The following is a 26,911-nucleotide window of genomic DNA, read 5'->3' on the forward strand; positions in this document are numbered from 1 at the left end:
CGATGGCGGCTGAGTCCACGAAAGACATGTCGGTTGATCTCGTCGCGGTCGAGCGGCGGCTCTGGTCGGGCCAGGCCACGTTCGTCAGCGCGCAGACCACCGAGGGCCAGATCGGCATCATGCCGGGTCACGAGCCGCTGCTCGGCCAGCTGGTCGAGGGCGGGATCGTGAACATCGTCCCGGTGGAGGGCGAGCGGATCGTGGCCGCCGTGCACGGTGGCTTCTTCTCGGTCACCGCGGGCACGGTGCGCATCCTGGCCGAGTCGGCGGAGTTCGCCGGTGAGGTCGACGTCGACGAGGCTCGCAAGGTGCTGGCGGATTCCGCCGCCAGCGACGAGGAGCTGCGCGTGGCGCAGGGCCGGGTGCGCGCGGTCGAGCAGGTCGCGAGCGCCTAGCTTCTGGTTCGAGAACATCCCCGTTGTCGGCGGCGAAGGTAATCTTCGCCGCCGACAACGCTATTCGGGACCGGTGCGAGTCGGTTTGTAGACTCGTGTTTGAATGTCCCCACGGATGGGTATCCGGCACCGTTGCGCACGGGTCGCCGAACGAAAGGACGGACCGCATTGCAAACCGGGATGGTTGTCTTGATCATTCTGGTGTTGCTGCTGGTCGCGGTCGCCGTGGTCTCGCTCTATCGGCTCGTCATGATCCGGCGCGGGGGCACCTCGGCCATCCTGCGGGTACTGCCCGCCAGCGGCGGTCAGGGCTGGCGGCACGGTCTCATCCGCTACGACGAGGATCGCCTCGTCTTCTTCAAGCTCACCAGCCTCAAACTGGGCCCGGACGCGGTGATCCATCGCCGCGGTATCGACATCGGCAATCGCCGGGGCCCGGTGGGCGACGAATACGACATCATGACCGACGAGATCATCGTGACCGAGGTCTCCGATTCCGAAGGCCGCTACGAGCTCGCGCTGGACCGCGGGGCCCGGGCGGCCTTTCTGTCCTGGGTGGAATCCCGCCCCTCCGATCGCGCCCGGCGCATGCGGGGACTCTGAACTCCCCTCTAGGCTGGACGCGTGAGCGTGCACCTGACGCGGATCTACACCCGCACCGGCGACGACGGCACCACCGGCCTGAGCGACTTCTCCCGGGTCCCCAAGACCGACCCGCGCCTGGTCGCCTATGCCGACTGTGACGAGACGAACGCCGCGATCGGTGTCGCGCTCGCGCTGGGTGACCCCGACGAGCGGGTGCGGCCGGTGTTGCGGCAGGTGCAGAACGACCTGTTCGACGCGGGCGCGGATCTGTCCACCCCGGTGGTCGCCGAGCCGAAGTACCCACCGCTGCGGATCACCCAGGACTACATCGATCGCCTGGAGAAGTGGTGCGATGAGTTCAATGCCGAACTGGCGCCGCTGAATTCGTTCATCCTGCCCGGCGGCACCCCGCTGGCCGCGCTGCTGCACACCGCGCGCACGGTGGCGCGCCGCGCCGAGCGCTCGGCCTGGGCGGCCGTGCGGTCCTACCCGGACGACACCAGCGTGCTGCCCGCCAAGTACCTCAACCGGCTCTCGGACCTGCTGTTCATCCTCAGCCGCTACACCAATCCGGACGGCGATGTGCTCTGGCGGCCCGGCGGTGCCGAATCCGCGCGGTGAGGATGCCCTACACGCGGGTGTCGCCGGCCGACGGTGGATAAGCTACCCGGTGTGAGTGAACGGTTTCTGGTCACCGGGGGCAATCGGCTCGTCGGCGAGGTCGCAGTGGGAGGCGCGAAGAACAGCGTCCTCAAGCTGATGGCGGCCGCGCTGCTGGCCGAGGGCACGACGACGATCACGAACTGCCCGGACATCCTCGACGTTCCGCTGATGGCGGAGGTGCTGCGCGGCCTCGGTTGCGAGGTGACCATCACCGACGACGCGCCGGGGGACCGGTCGGTGGTGACCATCACCACCCCGGCCGAACCGAAGTACCACGCCGACTTCCCGGCCGTCACCCAGTTCCGCGCCTCGGTGTGCGTGCTCGGGCCGCTGATGGCCCGGTGCAAGCGCGCGGTCGTGGCACTGCCCGGCGGTGACGCCATCGGTTCCCGTCCGCTCGACATGCACCAGGCTGGTCTGCGGCTGCTCGGTGCGACCAGCGAGATCGAGCACGGCTGCGTCGTCGCCCGTGCCGAGGAACTGCGCGGCGCCCGGATCCGCCTCGACTTCCCCTCGGTGGGCGCCACCGAGAACATCCTCATGGCGGCGGTGCTCGCCGAGGGCGAGACCGTCATCGACAACGCCGCCCGCGAGCCCGACATCGTCGACCTGTGCAACATGCTCGTGCAGATGGGCGCCCGGATCAGCGGGGCGGGCACCTCGGTGCTCACCATCCAGGGCGTCGAGCGCCTCCATCCCACCGAACACCGCGTGATCGGCGACCGCATCGTCGCCGCCACCTGGGGTATCGCGGCCGCCATGACGATGGGCGACGTGCGGGTGACCGGCGTGAACCCCAAGCACCTGGCCCTGGTGCTGGACAAGCTGCGCTCGGCGGGTGCGCGAATCTCCTTCGATGTGGACGGCTTCCGGGTGGTGCAACCCGATCGCCCGCGCGCGGTGAACTTCTCGACGCTGCCGTTCCCCGGCTTCCCGACCGACCTGCAGCCGATGGCCATCGGCCTGGCCGCGATCGCCGACGGCACCTCGATGATCACCGAGAACATCTTCGAGGCGCGGTTCCGGTTCGTGGAGGAGATGATCCGGCTGGGCGCCGACGCGCGCACCGACGGTCACCACGCCGTGGTGCGCGGAATCCCGCGGCTGTCGAGCGCGCCGGTGTGGTCCTCCGACATCCGGGCGGGCGCCGGCTTGGTGCTCGCCGGCCTGGTGGCCGACGGCACCACCGAGGTGCACGACGTCTTCCACATCGACCGCGGGTACCCGAACTTCGTCGAGCAGCTGCAGTCGCTCGGCGGGCTCGTCGAGCGGGTGGGCGGCGCGGAGTAGGTGGTCCGGCCGGAGCCGCACGCCGACAGTGCGCGAAAACGGTTCCTGACCAGGCGATTTGACATGATCATCCGCAGCACGTAACTTATTCCAGGTCAGAGCGACACGGACACCGACCCGGAGCCGCAACGCTGAGCGGAAACGCTGAGCCGAGACGCCAAGCCGAGAGGCTGGGCGGGGCCTGGGAAACGAGGTAGGACGAGGAGCGCCTGACGGTCACACTGGCTCGACCGAGACCCCGATTTGGTTCGGGAGAACGGCCGCGCTAAACTGGTGAAGTTGCCTCACTGAAACTCGGAAGAAGTTCCGATCGGATGTGTGTGCGTGTGTTCTTTGAGAACTCAATAGTGTGTCGATGAATGTCAGTGCCAAATTTTTTTTGGTTCCGGTTCCTCATACCCCCGTGTGAGGGTCGGACATTTTTTGTCAGCTAATTTCCGGCTGGCGATTGTTTTGCTGGGTTTTCGGACTCTAGTTTTGTACTTTTGATTGCGCCCTGTGGGGTGTGATTGTGAGTCTTCAACGGAGAGTTTGATCCTGGCTCAGGACGAACGCTGGCGGCGTGCTTAACACATGCAAGTCGAGCGGTAAGGCCCTTCGGGGTACACGAGCGGCGAACGGGTGAGTAACACGTGGGTGATCTGCCCTGTACTTCGGGATAAGCCTGGGAAACTGGGTCTAATACCGGATATGACCTTACATCGCATGGTGTTTGGTGGAAAGATTTATCGGTACAGGATGGGCCCGCGGCCTATCAGCTTGTTGGTGGGGTAATGGCCTACCAAGGCGACGACGGGTAGCCGGCCTGAGAGGGCGACCGGCCACACTGGGACTGAGACACGGCCCAGACTCCTACGGGAGGCAGCAGTGGGGAATATTGCACAATGGGCGAAAGCCTGATGCAGCGACGCCGCGTGAGGGATGACGGCCTTCGGGTTGTAAACCTCTTTCGACAGGGACGAAGCGCAAGTGACGGTACCTGTAGAAGAAGCACCGGCCAACTACGTGCCAGCAGCCGCGGTAATACGTAGGGTGCGAGCGTTGTCCGGAATTACTGGGCGTAAAGAGCTTGTAGGCGGTTTGTCGCGTCGTCCGTGAAAACTTGGGGCTCAACCCCAAGCTTGCGGGCGATACGGGCAGACTTGAGTACTGCAGGGGAGACTGGAATTCCTGGTGTAGCGGTGAAATGCGCAGATATCAGGAGGAACACCGGTGGCGAAGGCGGGTCTCTGGGCAGTAACTGACGCTGAGAAGCGAAAGCGTGGGTAGCGAACAGGATTAGATACCCTGGTAGTCCACGCCGTAAACGGTGGGCGCTAGGTGTGGGTTTCCTTCCACGGGATCCGTGCCGTAGCTAACGCATTAAGCGCCCCGCCTGGGGAGTACGGCCGCAAGGCTAAAACTCAAAGGAATTGACGGGGGCCCGCACAAGCGGCGGAGCATGTGGATTAATTCGATGCAACGCGAAGAACCTTACCTGGGTTTGACATACACCGGAAACCTGCAGAGATGTAGGCCCCCTTGTGGTCGGTGTACAGGTGGTGCATGGCTGTCGTCAGCTCGTGTCGTGAGATGTTGGGTTAAGTCCCGCAACGAGCGCAACCCTTGTCCTGTGTTGCCAGCGCGTTATGGCGGGGACTCGCAGGAGACTGCCGGGGTCAACTCGGAGGAAGGTGGGGACGACGTCAAGTCATCATGCCCCTTATGTCCAGGGCTTCACACATGCTACAATGGCCGGTACAGAGGGCTGCGATACCGTGAGGTGGAGCGAATCCCTTAAAGCCGGTCTCAGTTCGGATCGGGGTCTGCAACTCGACCCCGTGAAGTTGGAGTCGCTAGTAATCGCAGATCAGCAACGCTGCGGTGAATACGTTCCCGGGCCTTGTACACACCGCCCGTCACGTCATGAAAGTCGGTAACACCCGAAGCCGGTGGCCTAACCCTTGTGGGAGGGAGCCGTCGAAGGTGGGATCGGCGATTGGGACGAAGTCGTAACAAGGTAGCCGTACCGGAAGGTGCGGCTGGATCACCTCCTTTCTAAGGAGCATCTGCTCGGTCGTCTCGAAGAGTCGAGGTCGGTCGTGCCAGAGCCGCTGATGTCCCCGAGTGTGGGACTGCGGAGCTCATGGGTGGAACGCTGACAGCTTCCGTCATGGATGGTCAGGGCTCAGTTCCTGATCGTGGTGGATATATCGACACACTGTTGGGTCCTGAAAGAACAGACGTTCTTTCCAGGCAAGAGATACGATCCGCTCGGGTCTTCGGTCATACCGGCTTCGCCTTTCGGGGTGGGGTGCTGGTGCCGAGTCGAGGTTTGAGTGGGTGTGTTGTTTGAGAACTGCACAGTGGACGCGAGCATCTTTGTTTGTAAGTGTTTAAGAGCGTTCGGTGGATGCCTTGGCACCAGGAGCCGATGAAGGACGTAGGAGGCTGCGATAAGCCTCGGGGAGCTGTCAACCGAGCTGAGATCCGAGGATTTCCGAATGGGGAAACCCAGCACGAGTGATGTCGTGTTACCCGCGCCTGAATATATAGGGTGTGTGGAGGGAACGTGGGGAAGTGAAACATCTCAGTACCCACAGGAAGAGAAAACAAGAGTGATTCCGTGAGTAGTGGCGAGCGAAAGCGGATGAGGCTAAACCATGTAGATGTGATAGCCGGCAGGCGTTGTCTATGTGGGGTTGTGGGGTTGCTCTTCCCGGTTCTGCCGAGCTGGGCGTGAGTCAGAAACCGTTGTGTTAGCTGAAGTGGTCTGGGACGGCCTACCGTAGACGGTGAGAGTCCGGTAAGTGAAAACATGACGGCTCATGTGAGTGATACCCGAGTAGCAGCGGGCCCGTGAAATCTGCTGTGAATCTGCCGGGACCACCCGGTAAGCCTGAATACTCCCTGGTGACCGATAGCGGACTAGTACCGTGAGGGAAAGGTGAAAAGTACCCGGGAGGGGAGTGAAATAGTACCTGAAACCGTGCGCTTACAATCCGTCAGAGCCTGCGCCCAGTTTTCTGGGGTGGGTGATGGCGTGCCTTTTGAAGAATGAGCCTGCGAGTTAGTGGCATGTGGCGAGGTTAACCCGTGTGGGGTAGCCGTAGCGAAAGCGAGTCCGAATAGGGCGTTGAGTCGCGTGTTCTAGACCCGAAGCGGAGTGATCTACCCATGGCCAGGGTGAAGCGACGGTAAGACGTCGTGGAGGCCCGAACCCACTTAGGTTGAAAACTGAGGGGATGAGCTGTGGGTAGGGGTGAAAGGCCAATCAAACTCCGTGATAGCTGGTTCTCCCCGAAATGCATTTAGGTGCAGCGTCACGTGTTTCACGCCGGAGGTAGAGCTACTGGATGGCCTAGGGGGCCTACAAGCTTACCGAAGTCAGCCAAACTCCGAATGCCGGTGTGTGAGAGCGTGGCAGTGAGACTGCGGGGGATAAGCTTCGTAGTCGAGAGGGAAACAGCCCAGATCGCCGGCTAAGGCCCCTAAGCGTGTACTAAGTGGAAAAGGATGTGGGGTCGCGAAGACAACCAGGAGGTTGGCTTAGAAGCAGCCACCCTTGAAAGAGTGCGTAATAGCTCACTGGTCAAGTGATCCTGCGCCGACAATGTAGCGGGGCTCAAGTACACCGCCGAAGCCGCGGCACTCCAACATGACATCCGCATCGGGTTACGGTCCGGTGCGCAGTGGTTGGGGTGGGTAGGGGAGCGTCGTGCAGCCAGGGAAGCAGCAGTGTGAACTAGTTGTGGAGGCTGTGCGAGTGAGAATGCAGGCATGAGTAGCGAAAGACGAGTGAGAAACTCGTCCGCCGAATGACCAAGGGTTCCTGGGCCAGGTTAATCCGCCCAGGGTGAGTCGGGACCTAAGGCGAGGCCGACAGGCGTAGTCGATGGACAACGGGTTGATATTCCCGTACCCGTGTATCCGCGCCCAATGGCGAATCAGTGGTGCTAAGTGCCCAAAAGCGGATGGACCTCCTTCGGGAGGCCGGAAGTGGCTGCGCACGACCCCTGCTGTAGTAGTCAAGCGATGGGGTGACGCAGGAAGGTAGCTGGGCCAGTGAGTGGTTGTACTGGTGTAAGCCTGTAGGGCGTTGTGTAGGCAAATCCGCACAACATGAGCCTGAGAGGTGATGCGTAGCCGATTGAGGTGAATTCAGTGATCCTATGCTGCCGAGAAAAGCCTCTAGTGAGTTGGTACACGGCCCGTACCCCAAACCGACACAGGTGGTCAGGTAGAGAATACCGAGGCGATCGAGAGAACTGTGGTTAAGGAACTCGGCAAAATGCCCCCGTAACTTCGGGAGAAGGGGACCTGATCTGGTGACCGGTCTTGCACCGTGAGCTGGGTTGGGTCGCAGAGACCAGAGAGAAGCGACTGTTTACTAAAAACACAGGTCCGTGCGAAGTCGTAAGACGATGTATACGGACTGACGCCTGCCCGGTGCCGGAAGGTTAAGAGGACCGGTTAGCGCTTCGGCGCGAAGCTGAGAATTTAAGCCCCGGTAAACGGCGGTGGTAACTATAACCATCCTAAGGTAGCGAAATTCCTTGTCGGGTAAGTTCCGACCTGCACGAATGGCGTAACGACTTCTCTGCTGTCTCAACCACAGACTCGGCGAAATTGCATTACGAGTAAAGATGCTCGTTACGCGCGGCAGGACGAAAAGACCCCGGGACCTTCACTATAGCTTGGTATTGGTGTTCGGTACGGTTTGTGTAGGATAGGTGGGAGACTGTGAAAGCCACACGCCAGTGTGGTGGGAGTCGTCGTTGAAATACCACTCTGATCGTATTGGACTTCTAACCTCGGGCCATGATCTGGTTCAGGGACAGTGCCTGGTGGGTAGTTTAACTGGGGCGGTTGCCTCCTAAAATGTAACGGAGGCGCCCAAAGGTTCCCTCAGCCTGGTTGGCAATCAGGTGTCGAGTGCAAGTGCACAAGGGAGCTTGACTGTGAGACTGACGGGTCGAGCAGGGACGAAAGTCGGGACTAGTGATCCGGCACCGGCATGTGGAAGCGGTGTCGCTCAACGGATAAAAGGTACCCCGGGGATAACAGGCTGATCTTCCCCAAGAGTCCATATCGACGGGATGGTTTGGCACCTCGATGTCGGCTCGTCGCATCCTGGGGCTGGAGTAGGTCCCAAGGGTTGGGCTGTTCGCCCATTAAAGCGGCACGCGAGCTGGGTTTAGAACGTCGTGAGACAGTTCGGTCTCTATCCGCCGCGCGCGTCAGAAACTTGAGGAAGGCTGTCCCTAGTACGAGAGGACCGGGACGGACGAACCTCTGGTGTGCCAGTTGTCCTGCCAAGGGCACTGCTGGTTAGCTACGTTCGGAAGGGATAACCGCTGAAAGCATCTAAGCGGGAAGCCTGTTCCAAGATGAGGTTTCTCACCCCCTCGAGGGGGTAAGGCCCCCACAGACCATGGGTTGATAGGCCAGAACTGGAAGCGCGGTAACGTGTGGAGGTGACTGGTACTAATCGGCCGAGGACTTACCAACAACGATGTTACGCGTCCACTGTGCGGTATCTGAAACAACACACAACCCACCGTTGGCACCCGCCCCATCACCGAGGAATGGTGTGGGGTGTGTGCGGGGGTGTGGATAGTTTCATAGAGTTACGGCGGTCATAGCGGTGGGGAAACGCCCGGTCCCATTCCGAACCCGGAAGCTAAGCCTGCCAGCGCCGATGGTACTGCACTCGACAGGGTGTGGGAGAGTAGGACACCGCCGGAACATCCTTTCCTGATAGGGGACCCACTAGTGGGTCCCCTATCGGCATTTCCGGACCGGAACCGTTCGGCGACCGGAACATCGAGGCCTCCAACAGCGTTGGAGGCCTTTGCTGTTTCCTCGACCACCGCCGTTTGTGCCGACATCCTCGACTCGGCCGACCCGCCCCCCTGATCGCAGCGCCCATTCGCGCACGGTCCCGGTCACTCGAGCGCAGCGGTCACCGGTGGTCCGCCCCACTCGAGCGGAGGCCGGCCGACCGGTGGCGCACGGTCCCGCGGACTCCTGCGCAAGCCGGGCCACTGTGGCGCACGGTCCCGCCGGCTCCTGCGCAGGCCGGGCCACTGGTGGCGCATGGTCCCGCGGACTTCCGCGCAGGCCGGGCCACTGTGGCGCACGGTCCCGCGGACTTCTGCGCAGGCCGGGCCACTGGTGGCGCACGGTTCCGCCGGCTCCTGCGCAGGCCGGGCCACTGGTGGCGCACGGTTCCGCCGGCTCCTGCGCAGGCCGGGCCACTGGTGGCGCACGGTTCCGCCGGCTCCTGCGCAGGCCGGGCCACTGTGGCGCACGGTCCCGCGGACTCCTGCGCGAGCCGGGCCACTGGTGGCGCACGGTCCCGCGGACTCCTGCGCAGGCCGGCCACCCGAGCGCCACCCCGCTGATTCGAGGCGCCGTTACCGGCGCGCTGCCTACTCGGGCAGGTCGCCGCACTCCTGGTGAGCCGGCCCCGCCTGCCGGAGCGCGGCCCCGCTCGTGCGTGCGCACGCCATCGTCGAGCGCCGCCGTCAGCGCCGACGCTCAGCAGGCCGTTTGCGAGCAACCGTCACCACGGGCGCGCCTCGGTGCCGGTGACGACCACGTGCGTGAGGTGCAGCGTCGGCCGGGCGACGGTGTAGAGCACGAGGACGACGAACACCGTCGCCAGGTCGGACCAGGCGGTGCCGCTTCCTCGTCGGCGTCTGCGCCGGCCGCCGGGCACGCGGTCCGCGCCGCGCCACCGCCTGCCCCTTCCCGCTGCACGCTCTGTCCTGCTCCAGGCCGGGCCCTGCGACCATTGCCTCGGTACTCGACGGCGCGGCATCGGTACTCGACCGCGGGGCATCGGTACTCGACGGCGGGCATCCGCAGCCGTCGGAGATGCCCGCCGCATTCCCTCGCCTGCTGTTGCCCTCCGGGCACGCGATTCCGGTCCACACCGGCAGACCCACCCGGGCATCGCTGGACCGCTACGCCCCCACAAGTCATCGGGCCACATCGCCCAATAGCGCCCGCCCGATCCGGCCGGTCGTTTCCGACGAATCCTCGGCCCCTGGCGGGCACAGGTGGTGCGTGCTGGTCCGTGGACATCGAGCCCCTAAACTGTTACCGGTGCGCCTCGTGATTGCTCGTTGCCAGGTCGACTACGTCGGTCGTCTGACCGCTCACCTCCCGATGGCCCGCCGGCTGCTGATGATCAAGGCCGACGGCTCCGTGCTCGTGCACTCCGACGGCGGCTCCTACAAGCCGCTGAACTGGATGAGTCCGCCGTGCTGGCTCGACGAGCGCGATCTCGCCACCGCGGAGGTGCCCGAAACGGCGAAGGCGCTGTGGGTGGTGACCAACAAGGCCGGTGAGGAACTGCGGATCACGATCGAGGACATCGAGCACGACTCCTCGCACGATCTCGGCATCGACCCCGGGCTGGTGAAGGACGGTGTCGAGGCGCATCTGCAAGAACTGCTCGCCGAGCACGTGCAGACGCTGGGGCCCGGCTACACCCTCATCCGGCGCGAGTACATGACCGCCATCGGGCCGGTGGATCTGCTGTGCCGGGACGCCGGCGGCGCCACGGTCGCGGTGGAGATCAAACGCCGCGGCGAGATCGACGGTGTCGAGCAGCTGACCCGCTACCTCGAACTGCTCAACCGCGACCCGCTGCTGGCCCCGGTGTCCGGGGTGTTCGCCGCGCAGCAGATCAAGCCGCAGGCGCGCACACTCGCCGAGGATCGCGGCATCCGTTGCCTCACACTCGATTACGACGCGCTCCGCGGCACGGAGAGCAACGAATTCCGGCTGTTCTAGGCTTGGGTACGTGCCCCGTCGCAAACCGCGTGCCGACCGCAAGGCGGGCCGCCTCGACGGTGGCCGGCCGCTGAGCGACGTGTTCGGCTCGGTGGAGCCGGGGCCGGACGGGGACGAGGACTACGCGGTGCGCACGATCCCGGCGGCGCGGGCGCTCAAGACCTACCGGTGCCCCGGATGCGATCACGAGATCGCGCCGGGCGTCGCCCACATCGTCGCCTGGCCGCGGTTCGGTGGCGAGGACGACCGTCGGCACTGGCATCGCGGCTGCTGGAACGGGCGCCGGACCCGGCGCATCACGCGCCGTTGGTCCTGATCGGCGCAAAGCCGATCCAGCCACCCGGAAATTAGGGAAGGCCGCCCCCGGCGAAACCGGGGACGGCCTTCGGGCTGAACCGTGGTGATAACCGCGTCGTCGCCTTCCGGGAACCGACGTCAGTTGGCGATCTCGGCGTTCTCGCGCTCGTCGGCGTCGATGTCCTCGTCGTCCTCGGCGGCCTCGGGGATCGCCTTGGTGGTGCGGGCACCGACCGACTTGGTGTTGTTGCCGCCGATCGACTTACGCTGTTCCGGCACGCCGTCGAGCAGCTCGCTCTCGCGGTTGACCGCCGCGAGCATGGCGGGCACCGAGTCGAGCTGACCGCGGATGCCGAGCAGCTGGGCGAGCACGCGGCCGCGCAGCACCCGCATCTCCTCGGCCAGTTCCTTGGCGTGGGCGATCTTGCGCTCGGAGGTCTGGGTCGCCGAGGTGATGAGGCGGTTGGCCTCGTCGGTGGCGTCCTTGATCCGCTGCGCGGCCTCGGCCCGGCTGGTGGCCTCGAGCTCCTCCATCTGGCGGGTGAGCTTGGTGCGCCGCTCGGACATCGTGACCTCGAAGTCCTGCTGCGCCGCCTTGCGCTTGGCCTCGGCCTCCTTGAGGATCCGCTCCGCCTCGGCCTGGGCGGCCTCGATGATCTTCGCGGACTCGGTGCGCGCGTTCGCGAGCGTCTGCTCGTACTCGATCTCGAGCGCTTCGCGCTTTTCCTTCGTCTCCGCCAGCAGCGACTCGTACTTGCCGCGCATCTCGGCGGCCTGCTGCTCGGCGATCGACACCATCTCGGCGGCCTCGGCCTGGGCCAGCGCCCGGACCTCGGAGGCCTCGTCCGACGCCAGCCGCAGCATGCGGGAGATGCGGTCGGACATGCCTTCGGCGGTGGTCGGCGGCACCGAGAGGCGGTCGACCTCCTTACGGAGCTCGTCGATCTCGTCCCGCGCGTCCTCCAGCTGCGCGGCAAGGTTACGGGCCTGCGCCGCAGCGGCATCGCGGTCGGTGGCCGTGACCCTCAGTTCGGCATCGAAGCGGTCGAAGTAGTTACGCACCTCGTCTTGTGCATAACCCTTCCGCACAACGGTGAAGGGCAATGCGACGAAGCGATTGCGATCGGACTCAGGTGACGACATGGCACACAAACTACAGCCTAGGCGCGGCCGATGGTGACTCGACCGCGAATGTGAAGGGGGCTGGTTTCCGGGCGTCCGGGCCGATACTAGTGCGTAACATCCGGGTTCGGTTCGACCAACTCGACCAGCACACCTCCAGCATCCTTCGGGTGGATGAAATTGATGCGGGAATCGGCGGTTCCGTGCCGCGGAGCCTCGTACAGCAAACGCAGTCCGCGGCCGCGCAGGTACGCCGAGACGGCCTCGATGTCGGTGACCCGGTAGGCCAGTTGCTGGAGTCCCGGTCCGTTGCGATCGATGAACTTGGCGATGGTGGAGGACTCGTCCAGCGGGGCCAGCAACTGCAGCGCGGTGGCGCCGTCGGGGGCGCCGGGCAGCGACAGCATCGCCTCGTGCACGCCCTGGCTCTCGTTCACCTCGCGATGCGTTTCGACCATGCCGAGATTCTCGGCGTACCAGGCGATCGCGGCGTCCAGGTCGGGCACGGCCACGCCGACGTGGTCGACGGCGACCACGTAGTCGCCGGGAATGAAGTCGCCGGGGGTGGATTCGGATGTCTGATTCGCGTTGCTCACACCTCGACGGTAGCGCCCCACCTGCGCGATGTCCGTTCCGCCCGACCGGCTACCGTTGAGTAGAACCACTTGACATCGCGTCGTCGCCGTGCGATGGCGCGGCCGCGAAGAATGCGAGGCTCGTCGTGACCACATCCGTCATCGTTTCCGGTGCGCGCACCCCGGTCGGTCGCCTGCTCGGCGGACTGAAGGACTTCTCGGGCTCGGACCTGGGCGGGTTCGCCATCAAGGCGGCGCTCGAGAAGGGCGGCGTCGCTCCGGAGCAGGTCGAGTACGTGATCATGGGCCAGGTGCTCACCGCGGGCGCGGGCCAGATCCCGGCCAGGCAGGCCGCCGTCGCCGCGGGCATCCCGATGGACGTGCCCGCGCTGACGCTGAACAAGGTGTGCCTGTCGGGCATCAACGCGATCGCGCTGGCCGATCAGCTCATCCGCGCCGGCGAGCACGAGATCGTGGTGGCCGGCGGCCAGGAGTCGATGAGCCAGGCGCCGCACCTGCTGGAGAAGAGCCGCGAGGGCTTCAAGTACGGCGACGTGACGCTGCGCGACCACATGGCCTACGACGGCCTGCACGACATCTTCACCGATCAGGCCATGGGCCTGCTCACCGAGCAGGGCAACGACCGGCAGCCGATCAGCCGCGAAGACCAGGACGCCTTCGCCGCCGCCTCGCACCAGCGCGCCGCGGCGGCCTGGAAGAACGGTGTCTTCGACGACGAGGTGGTGCCGGTCGCGGTGCCGCAGCGCAAGGGCGACCCGGTGCTCGTGACCACCGACGAGGGCATTCGCGCCGACACCACGGTGGAGTCGCTGGCCAAGCTGCGCCCGGCCTTCCGCAAGGACGGCACCATCACCGCCGGGTCGGCCTCGCAGATCTCCGACGGCGCCGCCGCGGTGGTCGTGATGAGCAAGGCGAAGGCGCAGGCGCTCGGGCTGAGCTGGATCGCCGAGATCGGCGCCGCCGGCGTGGTGGCGGGCCCGGATTCGACCCTGCAGGACCAGCCGGCCAACGCCATCGCGAAAGCCTGTGCCAAGCAGGGCATCTCGCCGGCCGACCTGGATCTGGTCGAGATCAACGAGGCCTTCGCCGCGGTGGGTATCGCCTCCACCCGCAAGCTGGGCATCGACCCGGCCAAGGTGAACGTCAACGGTGGCGCCATCGCCATCGGGCACCCGCTCGGCATGTCCGGTGCGCGCATCCTGCTGCACCTGGCGCTGGAGCTGAAACGGCGCGGCGGCGGCATCGGCGCGGCGGCGCTGTGCGGCGGTGGTGGGCAGGGCGACGCGCTCATCGTCAAGGTCTGACGGGTAGCCGATACGCCGCGTCCCGCGTCCGCGGGGCGCGGCGTTCACATGTCCGGATCCGACCGATCTGTCCGATGTGACCGGTTCAACTACGACCCGGTGTAGTTGGTGCGGCACAATAGGGCGCATGGGCTACTTCGATCTGCGCAGCGTCGCCGGGAGATTCCGATTCTTCGCCGTCCTCGAGGCACTGTCGTGGCTGGGACTGCTGATCGGCATGGGCTTCAAGTACCTGCCCGAGCCGGGCAACGAGGTGGGCGTGAAGATCTTCGGCCCGGTGCACGGCGCGATCTTCATGCTGTTCGTGCTCACCGCGCTGCTGGCCGCGCGCGAGCTGAACTGGAACTGGAAGACCACCGTGCTCGCGCTGCTGTCGAGCATCCCGCCGTTCTTCACCGTCGTCTTCGAGGTCTGGGCGGTGCGCACCGGCAAGCTGACCGCCGCCGAAACCGCCGATTCCGCCGACGGCGCGGGAGCCGTTCGCGCCTCCTCGTGACAAACTGGAAACCGTGACTCGACCAGCCGCACGCCGTCCTTCGCCAGCAGTCGCCGCAGCCATGTCCGGAGCGGTGGACCTGTCCAGTCTGAAGCAGCCGCCCGCGGGCGCCTCCGGTGGCGCGGCCGGCGGATACGCCGTCTCGGAAGCCGATTTCGAGACCAAGGTGCTGCGCCGGTCGCTGCAGGTGCCGGTGGTGGTCGCGCTGTACTCGCAGCGCAGCCCCGGCAGCGTCGAGCTGGTCCGCACGCTCGAGCGGATGGTGGCGGCCGACGGCGGCACCTGGGATCTGGCGACCGTCGAGGCCGAGGCCAACATGCGGATCGCGCAGGCGCTGCGGGTGCAGGGCATTCCGACGGTGATCGCGATCGCCGCGGGCCAGCCGCTGGCCGATTTCGAGGGCGCGCAGCCGGAGCCGCAGGTGCGTCAGTGGATCGACGCGGTGGTCCAGGCCGTGGCGGGCAAGCTCGAAGGCGACGGCGGCGAGCCCCAGCCGCAGGAGGACCCGCGGTTCGTCGCCGCCGAGGAGGCGCTCGAACGCGGCGACATGGCGGCCGCCGAGGCCGCCTACGAGCAGATCCTTGCCGCCGAGCCGAACAATACCGAGGCCAAGGGCGCGCTGCGGCAGCTGCGGTTCCTGGCCAGGGCGCAGCAGGTGCCCGCCGACGCCGTCGCCACCGCCGACGCCGACCCCGCCAACGTGGACGCGGCCATCGCCGCGGCCGATCTGGAACTGCTCAACCAGCAGCCGGAGGCCGCGTTCGACCGGCTCATCGCCGTCGTCAAGCGCAGCGCGGGTGACGATCGCACCAAGGCCCGCACCCACCTGCTCGAGCTGTTCGAACTGTTCGACCAGGCCGAGCCGTTCGTGGTGGCGGCGCGGCGCAAGCTCGCGGCCGCGCTGTACTGATCCGGCTGTAGTGATCCGGCGCCGCCTACGCGCGCGGCGCCGCCAGCCAGACCGCGCTGTTCGGCGCCAGCGCGACGGTGGCCGACACCGGCCGTCCGTGCCAGGGGATCTCCTCGGTGCGGACCACTCCGTAGTTGCCGACGCCGGAGCCGCCGTAGTCGGCGGCGTCGGTGTTGAGGATCTCGGTCCATTCCCCGGCGATCGGCAGGCCGACCCGGTACTCGCCGTGCAGTGCCCCGGAGAAGTTGAACACGCAGGCCACCGTCGAGCCGTCCGAGCCGTAGCGCAGGAACGCCAGCACGTTGCGGTCCCGGTCGTCGGCCTCGATCCAGGCGTAGCCGCCGGGGGTGGTGTCCTGGCTCCACAGCGCGGGCGTGGCGCGGTAGACGCGGTTGAGGTCCCGTACGGCGGTGGCGATGCCGCGGTGCAGCGGGTTGTCCAGTTCGCCCCAGTCCAGGCCGCGGTCGTGTGACCACTCGCGGAACTGGCCGAAGTCCTGGCCCATGAACAGCAGTTGTTTGCCGGGGTGCGCCCACATGTAGGCCAGCAGTGCGCGCACTCCCGCCGCCTTGGCGAAATCGTCGCCGGGCATCCGCGTCCACAGCGTGCCCTTGCCGTGCACCACCTCGTCGTGGCTGATCGGCAGCACGTAGTTCTCGCTCCACGCGTACACCAGCGAGAAGGTGATCTCGTTGTGGTGCCAGGATCGGTGGATCGGGTCGCGCGCCAGGAACCCCAGCGTGTCGTGCATCCAGCCCATGTTCCATTTCATGGTGAAACCGAGGCCGCCCACCTCGGTGCCGCGGGTGACACCCGGCCAGGTGGTGGACTCCTCGGCGATGGTCACCACGCCCGGGTGCGCGCGGTGCACGACGTCGTTGAGCTCGCGCAGGAAGGCGACGGCCTCCAGGTTCTCCCGGCCGCCGTGGATGTTGGGTTCCCAGTTCTCGCCGCGCGAGTAGTCCAGGTAGAGCATCGAGGCGACGGCGTCCACGCGCAGGCCGTCGATGTGGAACTCCTCGATCCAGAACCGGGCGTTGGCGACCAGGAAGTTGCGCACCTCGTTGCGGCCGAAGTCGAAGACGTAGGTGCCCCAGTCGAGCTGTTCGCCGCGGCGCGGGTCGGGATGCTCGTAGAGCGGGGTGCCGTCGAAGCGGGCCAGCGCCCACTCGTCCCGCGGGAAATGCGCGGGCACCCAGTCCAGCAGCACGCCGATGCCCGCACCGTGCAGGTGGTCGACGAACGCGCGGAAGTCGTCGGGGGAGCCGAAGCGGGCCGTGGGGGCGTAGTACGAGGTGACCTGGTAGCCCCAGGAGCCGCCGAAGGGATGTTCGGCGACCGGCAGCAGTTCGACGTGGGTGTAGCCCGCCGCCCGCACGTAGTCGGCCAGTTGCTCGGCCAGTTCGCGGTAGCCGAGGCCGGGCCGCCACGAGCCGAGGTGCACCTCGTAGACGCTCATCGGGGAGCGGGTCGGGTCGGTGCTGCGCCTGCGCTCCAGCCACTGCGCGTCCTGCCAGGTGTAGTCGCTGCCGGTGACGACGGAGGCGGTGGCGGGCGGCAGCTCGGTGGCGAAGGCGAGCGGGTCGGCGTGATCGACGACCCGGCCGTCGGCGCCGTGCACCCGGTACTTGTATTTCGTGCCGGGCCCCACGTCCGGCACGAAAACCTCCCAGATGCCGGAGGTGCCGAGGGCGCGCATGGGCGCGGTGTTGCCGCTCCAGCCGTCGAAATCACCGATCACCGTGACACCGCGGGCGTTCGGTGCCCAGACGGCGAAGGACGTGCCCGACACCGGTCCGTCCAGTGTCGTGTACCGGCGCGGATGGGCGCCGAGCACGTGCCAGAGGTGTTCGTGGCGGCCTTCGCCGATCAGGTGCAGGTCGAGTTCGCCGAGGGTGGGCAGGAAGCGGTAGCCGTCGGCGGCGATCACCGTCGGACCGCCGGGGTACTCGGTGACGATCCGGTAGTCCATCAGCTCGGGGTGCGGGAGCACCGCGGCGAAGACGCCGTAACCCACCGAGTCGAGTGGATGGTCGACGCCGCCCACGCGCACGCTCACCTTGGCCGCGTGCGGGCGCAGTACCCGCACGACGGTGCCGTCGGGGTGCGGATGCGCGCCGAGCACCGTGTGCGGATCGCGGTGCGTGCCCGCGGCGAGCAACATGAGATCGCGGCGTTCGACCAGCGGGCGCGGAATGTCGCGGCGAGGTGCGGGCAACTCGCCGTGGCGGCGGTCGGCCGGATCCTCGGGGCCGCTCATCGCAGGCTCCGCCGGTGCGCGAGCGGGGTGCGCAGGGCGGCGGGCACCGGCGGCAGCGCGATGATGTGCGCGACGGCGCGGGCCGGGTCCAAGCGCACCCAGTTGGTCTGTCCCCAGTGGTATTCCTCGCCGCTGACCTCGTCGAAGACCACCGGGTGGTCGTGCCATTCGCGCCCGATCGCCGGCAGATCCACGGAGATGAAGCCCTCCTCGGGTCCGAACGGGTTGAGGTTGACGATGGTGAGGACCGCGTCACCACTGACCGGGTCGAACTTCGAGTAGGCGATGAGCGCGTCGTTGTCGACGTGGTGGAAGTGCAGGCAGCGCAGCTGTTGCAGGGCCGGATGCGCGCGGCGGATCTCGTTGAGGCGGGTCAGCCACGGTTCGAGGGATTCCCCGCGCGCCAGCGCGCCGGCGAAATCGCGGGGGCGCAGCTCGTACTTCTCCGAGTCCAGGTATTCCTCGCTGCCCGGGCGGACCGCCTGGTGCTCGAAGAGCTCGAAGCCGGAATACACGCCCCAGGTGGGGGAGAGGGTCGCGGCGAGCACCGCCCGGATGGCGAACATGCCGGGACCGCCGTGCTGCAGGCTCTCGTGCAGGATGTCGGGGGTGTTGACAAACAGGTTGGGGCGCGCCTCGTCGGCCTTGGCCGCGAGCTCGTTGCCGAACTCGGTGAGCTCCCACTTGGCCACCCGCCAGGTGAAATACGTGTACGACTGGCTGAATCCGCGCCGGGCCAGGCCGTAGAGGCGGGCGGGGCGGGTGAACGCCTCGGACAGGAAGACCACGTCGGGGTCGTCCTTGCGCACGGTGGCGATGAGCCATTCCCAGAAGTCGGCGGGCTTGGTGTGCGGGTTGTCGACCCGGAAGATCTTGACGCCCAAGCCGATCCAGTGCCGGACGATCCGCAGCACCTCGGCGTAGAGGCCGTCGGGGTCGTTGTCGAAATTGACCGGGTAGATGTCCTGGTACTTCTTCGGCGGGTTCTCCGCGTAGGCGATGGTGCCGTCGGGCAGCGTGGTGAACCACTCCGGATGTTCGCGCACCCAGGGGTGGTCCGGCGCGCACTGCAGAGCCAGATCGAGGGCGACCTCGAGGCCGAGTTCGGCGGCGGTGGCGACGAACTCGGCGAAATCGGCCTCGGTGCCGAGCGCGGGGTGCACCGCGTCGTGGCCGCCGTCCTTCGAGCCGATGGCCCAGGGCGAGCCGACATCGCCGGGCTCGGCGACGAGGGAGTTGTTGCGGCCCTTGCGGTTCACCTCGCCGATCGGATGGATCGGCGGCAGGTACACCACGTCGAAGCCCATGCCGGCGATGCGCGGCAACTCCTTGGCGGCGGTGGCGAAGGTGCCGTGCACCGGCCTGCCCTCGGCGTCCCGGCCGCCGGTGGAACGCGGGAAGAACTCGTACCAGGAGCCGAACAGCGCGCGCGGGCGCTCGACGGCCACGCAGTGCTGCGGGCCGCGGGTGACCAGATCGCGGAGCGGGGTGGTGCGCAGGATCTCGGCGACCTCCGCGCCGAAGGCGGGCGCCACCCGGGCAGGCAACTGCTCGTCGCTGCGCAGCGCCGCGGCGGCGGCGCGCAGTTTCTCGAACTTCGCCTTGGGCAGCGCCTGCGCGGCGCGCTCGAGGAGGCGGGCGCCGAGCTCGAGATCGTTGGCCAGGTCGGCCGCGCTCTGCCCCACGGCGAGCTTGGCCTCCACCGCGTGGCGCCAGGTGGCGATCGGGTCGCCCCAGCCCTCGATGCGGAAGGTCCAGGTGCCCGGCGTGTTCGGGATGAAGGTGGCGTTGAACACGTCGGGCTCGGGATCGGGGGTCATCCTGATCCGGGTGGGCCGGGTGGCGCCGGGCCCGCGCACCGCCAGCGTCGCGGCGACGGCGTCGTGCCCCTCGCGCCAGACCACGGCACGCACCGGGAACACCTCGCCCACCACGGCCTTGGCCGGGCGGCCGCCGGGAATGGACGGGGCAGTGTCATCGATGGCGATGCGGCCGGTCACGTGCACCAACCTACTGGAAGATCACCGGCCGCGGCGGCTCGGCATCCACAGGGCGACCGGGGGCGGTTGTGCCTGTTGAGAGCGTTGTTCGTGGACGGCGACGGCCGCGGCGGCCGTGTAGGGTCTAGCCGGTGAAGGCTTTGCGCAGGTTCACTGTCCGTGCCCATCTGCCCGAGCGGTTGGCGGCCCTGGGGGAGCTGTCCACGAATCTGCGGTGGTCGTGGCATCCGCCCACCCAGGATCTGTTCTCGGCGATCGATCCGCAGCTGTGGCGCGAGGTCGGCCGCGATCCGGTCCGGATGCTGGGGGAGGTGCCCGCCGCCCGGCTCGACGAGCTGGCCGCCGACGCCGGCTACGTGGCGAGGGTCGACGCGGCCGCCGCGGATCTGCGCGGTTACCTCGACGCGGCGACCTGGTTCCAGCGGCAGGGCCGCGAGGACGGGGTGCGCGGTATCGCCTACTTCTCCATGGAGTTCGGCGTCACCGAGGTGTTGCCCAACTACTCCGGCGGTCTGGGCATCCTGGCGGGCGACCATCTCAAGGCCGCCTCGGACCTGGGGTTGCCGCTGATCGGTGTCGGGTTGCTGTACCGGTCCGGGTACTTCCGGCAGTCGTTGTCGGCCGACGGCTGGCAGATCGAGCACTATCCGGCGCTGGATCCGCAGGGTCTGCCGCTGCGGTTGCTGACCAGCGAGGGCGCGCCGGTGCTGGTGCACGTGGCGATGCCGGATCAGCGGGTACTGCGGGCCCGGGTGTGGATCGCGCAGGTGGGGCGGGTGCCGCTGCTGCTGCTGGACTCCGACATCGCGGAGAACGATCCGGAGTTGCGCGCGGTCACCGACCGCCTCTACGGCGGCGACCAGGACCACCGCATCCGCCAGGAGATCCTGGCCGGGATCGGCGGCGTGCGCGCGGTGCGGGCGTTCACCCGCGCCGAGGGGCTGCCCGATCCGGAGGTCTTCCACATGAACGAGGGCCACGCGGGCTTCCTCGGGGTGGAGCGCATCCGCGAATACGTGGCCGACGGGATGGATTTCGACACCGCGCTGGCGGTGGTGCGGGCCGCGACGGTGTTCACCACGCACACTCCGGTGCCCGCGGGCATCGACCGGTTCCCGATGCCGATGGTGCGCCGGTACTTCGGCGGCGCGCACGGCGAGCCGGAATCGGCGCTGCTGCCCGGGCTTTCGGTCGACCGGATCCTGGCGCTCGGCCGCGAGCCGGACCCGGCGGTGTTCAACATGGCGCACATGGGCCTGCGGCTGGCGCAGCGGGCCAACGGCGTCTCCCGGCTGCACGGCGAGGTGAGCCGCGGCATGTTCGCCCCGCTCTCGCCGGGTTTCGACGCCGAGGAGGTGCCGATCGGATCGGTGACCAACGGCGTGCACGCGCCCACCTGGGCCGCGCGCGAATGGATCGACAAGGCGCGCGAACTCGTCGGGGTGGAGCTGGCGGAGGAGGGGCGCGGCTGGGAGAAGCTGCGCGAGGTCGATCCGGCCGAACTGTGGTCCACCCGCAACACCCTGCGCGCCACGCTGGTGGCGGAGGTGCGGCGCAGGCTGCGGGCCTCCTGGCTGGAACGTGGCGCCGCCGAGGCCGAGCTGGGCTGGATCGATCAGGTCTTCGACCCCGATGTGCTCACCGTCGGCTTCGCCCGCCGGGTGCCCACCTACAAGCGGCTGACCCTGATGTTGCGCGACCCCGAGCGGTTGCGCGCGCTGCTGCTGCATCCCACCCGGCCGATGCAGCTGGTGGTGGCGGGCAAGAGCCACCCCGCCGACGACGGCGGCAAGGCGCTGATCCAGCAGGTGGTGCGGTTCGCCGACGACCCGGAACTGCGGCACCGGATCGTGTTCCTGCCCGACTACGACATGTCGATGGCCCGATACCTGTACTGGGGCTGCGACGTGTGGCTCAACAACCCGCTGCGCCCGCTGGAGGCGTGCGGCACCTCCGGGATGAAGTCGGCGCTCAACGGCGGGCTCAACCTGTCCATCCGGGACGGCTGGTGGGACGAGATGTACGACGGCGAGAACGGCTGGGCCATCCCGACCGCCGACGGCGTGCGCGACGAGCACCGCCGCGACGACCTCGAGGCCGCCGCCCTCTACGAGCTGTTCGAGCGTTCGGTCGCGCCGCGCTTCTACGACCGCGACGCGAACGGCATGCCGGTGCGGTGGGTGGAGATGGTGCGCCACACCCTGCAGACGCTCGGCCCGAAGGTGCTGGCCTCACGGATGGTGCGCGACTACGCCGTCGAGTACTACGGCCCGGCCGCGGCGGCCTACCGGCGGGTGAGTGCCGACGACTACGCGGGCGCCAGGGCGCTGGCCGAGTATCGACGGCGGGTGGAGGCGGCCTGGCCCGCGGTCAAGGTGATCCAGGTGGACAGCGCCGGCCTGCCCGACACCCCCGTGATCGGTGCGCCGCTGTCGCTGACCGCGCGCGTCGACCTGGGCGGGCTCGCGGTCGCCGACGTGACCGTGCAGGCGGTGCTGGGCCGGGTGTCGCCCGGTGACGACCTCAGCGATGTGACCACCGTCGAGATGGCCCACACCGGTTCCGACGGCGGTGTCGAGTTGTTCACGGTCGAGACGCCGGTACCGCTGTCCGGTGCGGTCGGCTACACCGTGCGGGTGTTGCCGCGCCACGAGCTGCTGGCCTCGCCCGCCGAGCTGGGCCTGATCGCGGCGCCGCGCGGCTGACGCCGGGCCGCCGGTGCACGCCCGGCACGGTCACTCTCGACCGCCGCCGGGCGGGGACCGGCACGGCAGCGGCCGTGTGCCGGGTCACTCCGGCGCCCGGCAGCGGGACCCCGCGGCGCGAACCGGTGAATTCTCCGCTACCGTCCGTTCATCCCCCTGCCCCACCTGGAAGAACCGGAGAACCGCCTTGGCCACCGACGCGCAGCCCCGCGGCCTGAGTCGTCTCGACGACTACTTCGGCATCACCCGCACCGGATCGACGGTACGGCGGGAGATCATGGCGGGCACCGTCACGTTCCTGGCGATGTCCTACGTGCTGGCGGTGAACCCCGGCATCCTCGGCGACGGCGGCGCGCTGGGCGACAAGGGCATTCCGATGCAGGCCGTCTTCACCGCGACGGCGGTCGCGGCCGTGTTCGGCACCTTGGTGATGGGCCTGTGGGCCCGGTACCCGATCGCGCTGGCGCCGGGCATGGGCCTCAACGCCTTCTTCGCCTACTCGGTGGTGCTCGGGATGGGGATCCCGTGGCAGGTGGCGCTCTCGGGCACGTTCCTGTCCGGGGTGATCTTCTTCGTGCTCGCGGTCACCAAGGTGCGCGAGCGGATCCTGGACGCGATCCCGCTGCAACTCAAGCTCGCCGTCGGCGCGGGCATCGGGTTGTTCGTGGCGTTCCTCGGCCTGAAGAACGCGGGCATCGTCGCCTCCAGCGAGGCCACCTTCGTGACCCTCGGCGACTTCACCGAGGGCCGCACCCTGCTGGCCCTGTTCGGTCTGGTCGTCACGATCGTGTTCCTGGTCAAGGGCTGGCACGGCGCGGTGCTCTACGGCATCGTGCTGACCGCGGTGCTCGGCATCGTCACCGGCCTGGTCGATCTGCCGAGCGGGGTGGCGGCGCTGCCGCGCGGGCTGGACCAGACCTTCGGCCAGGCGATCATCCACCTGCCCGACGCGTTCACCGCGCAGATGGCCGTCGTCGTGCTCACCATGCTGTTCGTCGACTTCTTCGATGCCTCGGGAACGCTGATCGGCGTGGCCAATCAGGCCGGCCTGCTGGACAAGCAGGGCAAGCTGCCGCGCGCGGCGAGCGCCTTCGCCGCCGATTCCGTCGGCACCACCGCGGGCGCTGTCATCGGCACCTCCACCACCACGGCCTATGTCGAGTCGACCGCGGGCGTCACCGCGGGCGGGCGGACCGGGCTCACGGCGGTGACCACGGCGGGCTGGTTCCTGCTGGCGATGTTCTGCTACCCGATCTTCTCGGTGGTGGCCGCGTCGGGGGAGGTCACCGCGCCGGCGCTGATCGTGGTCGGCATCCTGATGGCGCGCTCGCTGGGGCAGATCGAGTGGACCGCGCTGGAGTACTCGATCCCGGCGTTCATCACCATCATCATGATGCCGTTGACGTACTCGATCGCCAACGGGCTGGCGATGGGCATGGTCTTCTACCCGATCGTGATGGCGGCGCGCGGCCGGATCCGGGAAGTACACCCGGCGATGTGGGCGTTGCTGGTGGTGTTCCTCGGATATTTCTTCTTCCTCGCGGAATAGGTCCGCGGGCTCGCCGGTTGGAAGGGGTTGTGCGACAAGCGGACTGGAGTCCGTTTAGTTGCCGAGCCTAACGACCGAGCCGGAACGACCGCAGGGACTGATCATGACCACGACGCATACCGCTCCCGTCCGCGACCGCGACACCATCACCACCACCGCACTCGACAACGCCGCCGCCGCCGACATCGGCCTGCTGATCGTGCGTGTCGTCTTCGGCGGCCTGCTGGCCGCGCACGGCGCGCAGAAGTTGTTCGGCTGGTTCTCCGGCCCCGGCCTGGACGCCAACAACGCCATGTTCGAGGCGATGGGCTACAACCCCGGCGCGCTGTTCGGCACCCTGGCCGGGCTCACCGAACTCGTCGGCGGCCTGTTGCTGGCATTCGGCCTGTTCACTCCGCTGGCCGCGGCCATCGCGCTCGGCACCATGATCAACGCGATCAACGCGACCTGGGGCCCCGGCCTTTTCGGCCAGGGCGGCTGGGAGATGGGGCTGTTGTTCGGTGCCGTCGCCGCGGGGCTCGGCTTCACCGGTGCGGGTCGCTACGCCCTCGATGCCGGGCGGCCGTGGGAGCGCAACGGATTGGTGTGGGGCGTCGGCGTGCTGGGGTTGGCCGTGGTGTCCGCGGTGCTGACGCTGATCCTCAAGTGGGCCTTGTGATCTCGGTACGGGACTGAGACCGCCGGGGCGCGCGGCGTGGGGGCCGGGATCGGCCGCCCGCGCCGCGCTCGCGTGAAAACCCTATCCGCCGTGGGCGATCGGGGAAGGCGGTGGCCCCGCGCCGCGTGCAGGGCTTGGCGCGGGGACCGGATACGTCGGCGCGGGAATTGGGTATCCACCGAGGTACCGGTGCTCAATGTAGTTCCGTCCGGAACCATAGAGCAGGTTTTGTGCGTCAGATCACAGTTTAGCGGCGTCGGCGGTGAGTCGGCGCAGCGCCTTGGCCACCACGTCGGGATCCGTTGTCTCCCAATACGGTGGCAGTGTGGCCCGCAGGTAGCCGCCGTATCGCGCGGTGGCCAGGCGGGAGTCGAGCACCGCGATCACACCGCGGTCGTCCACGCTGCGCAGCAGCCGGCCGGTGCCCTGGGCGAGCAACAGCGCGGCATGGTTGGCGGCCACGGTGAGAAAGCCGTTGCCGCCGCGGGATTCGACCGCCCGCTGGCGCGCGGCCAGCAGCGGATCGTCCGGGCGGGGGAACGGAATGCGGTCCAGGATCACCAGACTCAGCGACGGGCCCGGCACATCCACCCCCTGCCAGAGCGACAGGGTGCCGAACAGGGAGGTCTCCGGATCGTCGGCGAACTTGCCGACCAACGCGCCGGTGGCGTCCTCACCCTGGCACAGCACCGGGGTACTCAGGCGGTCGCGCATCGCGTCGGCGGCCGCGCGGGCCGCGCGCATCGAGGAGAACAGGCCGAGCGTGCGTCCGCCCGCGGCGTCGATCAGCCGCTCGATCTCGTCGAGGTAGGCCGGCGGCAGCCCGTCGCGGCCGGGCGGCGGCAGATGCTTGGCGACGTAGAGGATGCCGGACTTGGCGTGGTCGAACGGGGAGCCGACATCCAGGGAACTCCAGCGGATCGACTCGGTGTCCGAGGGCGCTCGGCCGCCGTTCGCCGTCGCGGGGTCGACGCGATCGCCGGACTGCGCGGGCAGGCCCCAGGTGACCGCGAGATTGTCGAAGGAACCGCCGATCTGCAGTGTCGCCGAGGTGAGGACGACGGTGGCCGCACCGAACAGCCGGGCGCGCAGCAGCCCACCGACCGACAGCGGCGCCATCCGCACGGTCTTGCGCGGCACCCCGCCCCGGCTCTCCTCGGCCGCCAGCCAGATCACGTCGCGCCGGGCGGCCGGGTCGGGCTCGTCGAAGGCGGTGAGCGCGCGCACCGCGCTGTCGTGCACCTCCTCCACGGCCGCCACCGCGAAGTTGCGCGCCGCCGCGGTGTCCGGGTCGCCCTGGGCGGTGGAACTGCCGGGCGGGGACAGCTCGGTGCGGGCGTTCCACGCGGAGTCGCGGATGAGCGCCAGCACCTGCGCGGCGCCCTCGGGCAGCCGGTCCCACCGGGCGGGCGGCAGATTGTCGAGGATCTCGTGCCAGGCCTCCGCGGCGCCCTCGAGCCGGTCGACCTCGCGCTCGTCGATGAGTTTGGCGCAGCGGCGGGCCGCGGCGCTGATGCTCGCGGCCGACAGCTCCGCGGTGGCCACCCCGGTGACCCGGTCGACCAGCTCGTGCGCCTCGTCGATGACCACCACGTCGTGCTCGGGCAACACCTGGATGCCGCTGATGGCGTCGATGGCCAGCAGCGCGTGGTTGGTGACGACCACGTCGGCCTGGGCCGATTCGCCGCGGGCGCGCTCGGCGTAGCAGTCCTGCCCGAACGGACACCGGGACTTGCCCAGGCATTCGCGGGAGGAGACGCTCACCTGCCGCCACGCCCGGTCGCTGACGCCGGGCGCCAGCTCGTCCCGGTCGCCGGTCTCGGTGTCGGAGGCCCATTCGTTGAGCCGCTGCACCTCGCGGCCGAGCCGGGAGATGGCGAAGGCGTCGAAGAGCTCGGCCTCGGCGGGCTCGTCCGGGACGGCGCTGTTGATCTTGTTCAGGCACAGATAGTTGTTGCGGCCCTTGAGGATCGCGAAGCGCGGCGGGCGGCCGAGCGGCCCGGCCAGTGCCTGCGCCAGGCGCGGCAGGTCCCGGTCGACCAGCTGACGCTGCAGGGCGATCGTCGCGGTGGAGACCACCACGGTGCGGCCGGTGCGCACCGCGTGCCGCAGGCTCGGCACCAGGTACGCCAGCGACTTGCCGGTGCCGGTGCCCGCCTGCACGGCCAGGTGCTGTTTGGTGTCGATGGCGTGGTCGACGGCCGCGGCCATCCGCACCTGGCCCGGACGTTCCTTGCCGCCGAGCGCGCGCACGGCGGTGGCCAGGAGTTCGGCGGTGGGAGGCAGTTCGGGCACG

The 26,911-nt window shown here is 67.9% G+C and carries 18 protein-coding genes and 3 rRNA genes; 15 read left to right on the forward strand and 6 right to left on the reverse strand.

All coding sequences use genetic code 11. From position 1 onward, the window contains the following. The first annotated feature begins 2 nt into the window (after positions 1-2). From CRM89_RS27365 to rrf, 7 genes are all read left to right on the forward strand, one after another. Complete coding sequence (locus CRM89_RS27365) at positions 3-395, forward strand: F0F1 ATP synthase subunit epsilon (RefSeq protein ID WP_011207596.1); 393 nt, start codon at positions 3-5, stop codon at positions 393-395. Positions 396-575: 180 nt separating this feature from the next. Beyond that, positions 576-998 carry a DUF2550 domain-containing protein gene (locus CRM89_RS27370; RefSeq protein ID WP_011207597.1) on the forward strand — a complete coding sequence of 141 codons (423 nt, stop codon included), beginning with the start codon at positions 576-578 and terminating at the stop codon, positions 996-998. A gap of 21 nt (positions 999-1,019) precedes the next feature. Continuing rightward, positions 1,020-1,601, forward strand: coding sequence for a cob(I)yrinic acid a,c-diamide adenosyltransferase (locus tag CRM89_RS27375; RefSeq protein ID WP_086844379.1), 582 nt, complete (start codon positions 1,020-1,022; stop codon positions 1,599-1,601). Positions 1,602-1,652: 51 nt separating this feature from the next. After that, a complete protein-coding gene (gene murA, locus CRM89_RS27380) occupies positions 1,653-2,933 on the forward strand; it encodes a UDP-N-acetylglucosamine 1-carboxyvinyltransferase (RefSeq protein WP_011207599.1) in 1,281 nt (426 codons plus the stop codon). A gap of 519 nt (positions 2,934-3,452) precedes the next feature. Beyond that, positions 3,453-4,970, forward strand: a 16S ribosomal RNA gene (locus tag CRM89_RS27385). 328 nt (positions 4,971-5,298) lie between these two features. Next, a 23S ribosomal RNA gene (locus CRM89_RS27390) occupies positions 5,299-8,423 on the forward strand. Between the two features lie 120 nt (positions 8,424-8,543). Beyond that, positions 8,544-8,660: ribosomal RNA gene (gene rrf / locus CRM89_RS27395) — 5S ribosomal RNA — on the forward strand. The 16S, 23S and 5S rRNA genes sit together here, the layout of an rRNA operon. 820 nt (positions 8,661-9,480) lie before the next feature. Here the strand turns inward: rrf and CRM89_RS31190 are convergent. Next, complete coding sequence (locus CRM89_RS31190; protein ID WP_172964584.1) at positions 9,481-9,636, reverse strand: hypothetical protein; 156 nt, start codon at positions 9,634-9,636, stop codon at positions 9,481-9,483. Between the two features lie 389 nt (positions 9,637-10,025). Between CRM89_RS31190 and nucS the strand changes: the two genes are divergently transcribed. Continuing rightward, the gene (nucS, locus tag CRM89_RS27400) at positions 10,026-10,718 is read left to right on the forward strand and encodes an endonuclease NucS (protein ID WP_041559891.1); all 693 of its coding nucleotides are present in this window, start codon (positions 10,026-10,028) and stop codon (positions 10,716-10,718) included. Positions 10,719-10,728: 10 nt separating this feature from the next. Next, a complete protein-coding gene (locus CRM89_RS27405; RefSeq protein WP_011207602.1) occupies positions 10,729-11,034 on the forward strand; it encodes a hypothetical protein in 306 nt (101 codons plus the stop codon). 119 nt (positions 11,035-11,153) lie between these two features. Here the strand turns inward: CRM89_RS27405 and CRM89_RS27410 are convergent, their stop codons facing one another. Both CRM89_RS27410 and mce read right to left on the reverse strand, forming a co-directional pair. Then, positions 11,154-12,158: a hypothetical protein gene (locus CRM89_RS27410; RefSeq protein WP_041559892.1), complete on the reverse strand. Its 1,005-nt coding sequence runs from the start codon at positions 12,156-12,158 to the stop codon at positions 11,154-11,156. An 86-nt stretch (positions 12,159-12,244) separates the two neighbouring features. After that, positions 12,245-12,733, reverse strand: a complete 489-nt coding sequence (gene mce / locus CRM89_RS27415; RefSeq protein WP_011207604.1) for a methylmalonyl-CoA epimerase — start codon at positions 12,731-12,733, stop codon at positions 12,245-12,247. Between the two features lie 125 nt (positions 12,734-12,858). Here mce and CRM89_RS27420 point away from each other — a divergent pair, with 125 nt between their 5' ends. The 3 genes from CRM89_RS27420 to CRM89_RS27430 all read left to right on the forward strand — a co-directional run bounded on the left by CRM89_RS27420 (position 12,859) and on the right by CRM89_RS27430 (position 15,443). Then, positions 12,859-14,037 (forward strand): acetyl-CoA C-acetyltransferase, encoded by a 1,179-nt coding sequence (locus CRM89_RS27420; protein ID WP_060592991.1) that lies wholly within the window; start codon positions 12,859-12,861, stop codon positions 14,035-14,037. A 127-nt stretch (positions 14,038-14,164) separates the two neighbouring features. After that, the gene (locus CRM89_RS27425) at positions 14,165-14,533 is read left to right on the forward strand and encodes a DUF3817 domain-containing protein (protein WP_098086635.1); all 369 of its coding nucleotides are present in this window, start codon (positions 14,165-14,167) and stop codon (positions 14,531-14,533) included. A gap of 61 nt (positions 14,534-14,594) precedes the next feature. After that, a complete protein-coding gene (locus CRM89_RS27430; protein ID WP_041559893.1) occupies positions 14,595-15,443 on the forward strand; it encodes a tetratricopeptide repeat protein in 849 nt (282 codons plus the stop codon). Between the two features lie 25 nt (positions 15,444-15,468). Here the strand turns inward: CRM89_RS27430 and glgB are convergent, their stop codons facing one another. Beyond that, positions 15,469-17,703: a 1,4-alpha-glucan branching protein GlgB gene (gene glgB, locus CRM89_RS27435; protein ID WP_371392025.1), complete on the reverse strand. Its 2,235-nt coding sequence runs from the start codon at positions 17,701-17,703 to the stop codon at positions 15,469-15,471. Beyond that, positions 17,700-19,703, reverse strand: a complete 2,004-nt coding sequence (locus tag CRM89_RS27440) for an alpha-1,4-glucan--maltose-1-phosphate maltosyltransferase (protein WP_086840006.1) — start codon at positions 19,701-19,703, stop codon at positions 17,700-17,702. The genes glgB and CRM89_RS27440 overlap by 4 nt, the downstream gene beginning before the upstream one ends. A gap of 131 nt (positions 19,704-19,834) precedes the next feature. On the opposite strand from CRM89_RS27440, the gene glgP reads away from it, so the two are divergent. The 3 genes from glgP (at position 19,835) to CRM89_RS27455 (ending at position 24,615) form a co-directional block, all read left to right on the forward strand. Beyond that, on the forward strand, positions 19,835-22,408 hold the full coding sequence (gene glgP, locus CRM89_RS27445; protein WP_060592987.1) for an alpha-glucan family phosphorylase: 2,574 nt from the start codon (positions 19,835-19,837) through the stop codon (positions 22,406-22,408). A gap of 277 nt (positions 22,409-22,685) precedes the next feature. Then, a complete protein-coding gene (locus CRM89_RS27450) occupies positions 22,686-23,957 on the forward strand; it encodes an NCS2 family permease (RefSeq protein WP_170986955.1) in 1,272 nt (423 codons plus the stop codon). 103 nt (positions 23,958-24,060) lie between these two features. Further along, complete coding sequence (locus CRM89_RS27455; protein WP_228821978.1) at positions 24,061-24,615, forward strand: DoxX family protein; 555 nt, start codon at positions 24,061-24,063, stop codon at positions 24,613-24,615. Between the two features lie 240 nt (positions 24,616-24,855). Here CRM89_RS27455 and CRM89_RS27460 read toward each other — a convergent pair whose 3' ends face one another. Beyond that, positions 24,856-26,910, reverse strand: coding sequence for an ATP-dependent DNA helicase (locus CRM89_RS27460; RefSeq protein ID WP_041559894.1), 2,055 nt, complete (start codon positions 26,908-26,910; stop codon positions 24,856-24,858). Position 26,911 lies beyond the last annotated feature (1 nt).

This window comes from Nocardia sp. FDAARGOS_372 (genome assembly GCF_002554515.1).
Taxonomy (GTDB): domain Bacteria; phylum Actinomycetota; class Actinomycetes; order Mycobacteriales; family Mycobacteriaceae; genus Nocardia; species Nocardia farcinica.

Excerpts from the sequence above, each read along its gene's own strand:
- CRM89_RS27450 (WP_170986955.1), top strand. The coding sequence starts at position 22,686 with ATGGCGGGCACCGTCACGTTCCTGGCGATGTCCTACGTGCTGGCGGTG.
- glgB (WP_371392025.1), bottom strand. The coding sequence starts at position 17,703 with ATGAGCGGCCCCGAGGATCCGGCCGACCGCCGCCACGGCGAGTTGCCC.
- CRM89_RS27410 (WP_041559892.1), bottom strand. The coding sequence starts at position 12,158 with ATGTCGTCACCTGAGTCCGATCGCAATCGCTTCGTCGCATTGCCCTTC.
- CRM89_RS27425 (WP_098086635.1), top strand. The coding sequence starts at position 14,165 with ATGGGCTACTTCGATCTGCGCAGCGTCGCCGGGAGATTCCGATTCTTC.
- CRM89_RS27455 (WP_228821978.1), top strand. The coding sequence starts at position 24,061 with ATGACCACGACGCATACCGCTCCCGTCCGCGACCGCGACACCATCACC.
- CRM89_RS27370 (WP_011207597.1), top strand. The coding sequence starts at position 576 with ATGGTTGTCTTGATCATTCTGGTGTTGCTGCTGGTCGCGGTCGCCGTG.
- CRM89_RS27365 (WP_011207596.1), top strand. The coding sequence starts at position 3 with ATGGCGGCTGAGTCCACGAAAGACATGTCGGTTGATCTCGTCGCGGTC.
- CRM89_RS27430 (WP_041559893.1), top strand. The coding sequence starts at position 14,595 with ATGTCCGGAGCGGTGGACCTGTCCAGTCTGAAGCAGCCGCCCGCGGGC.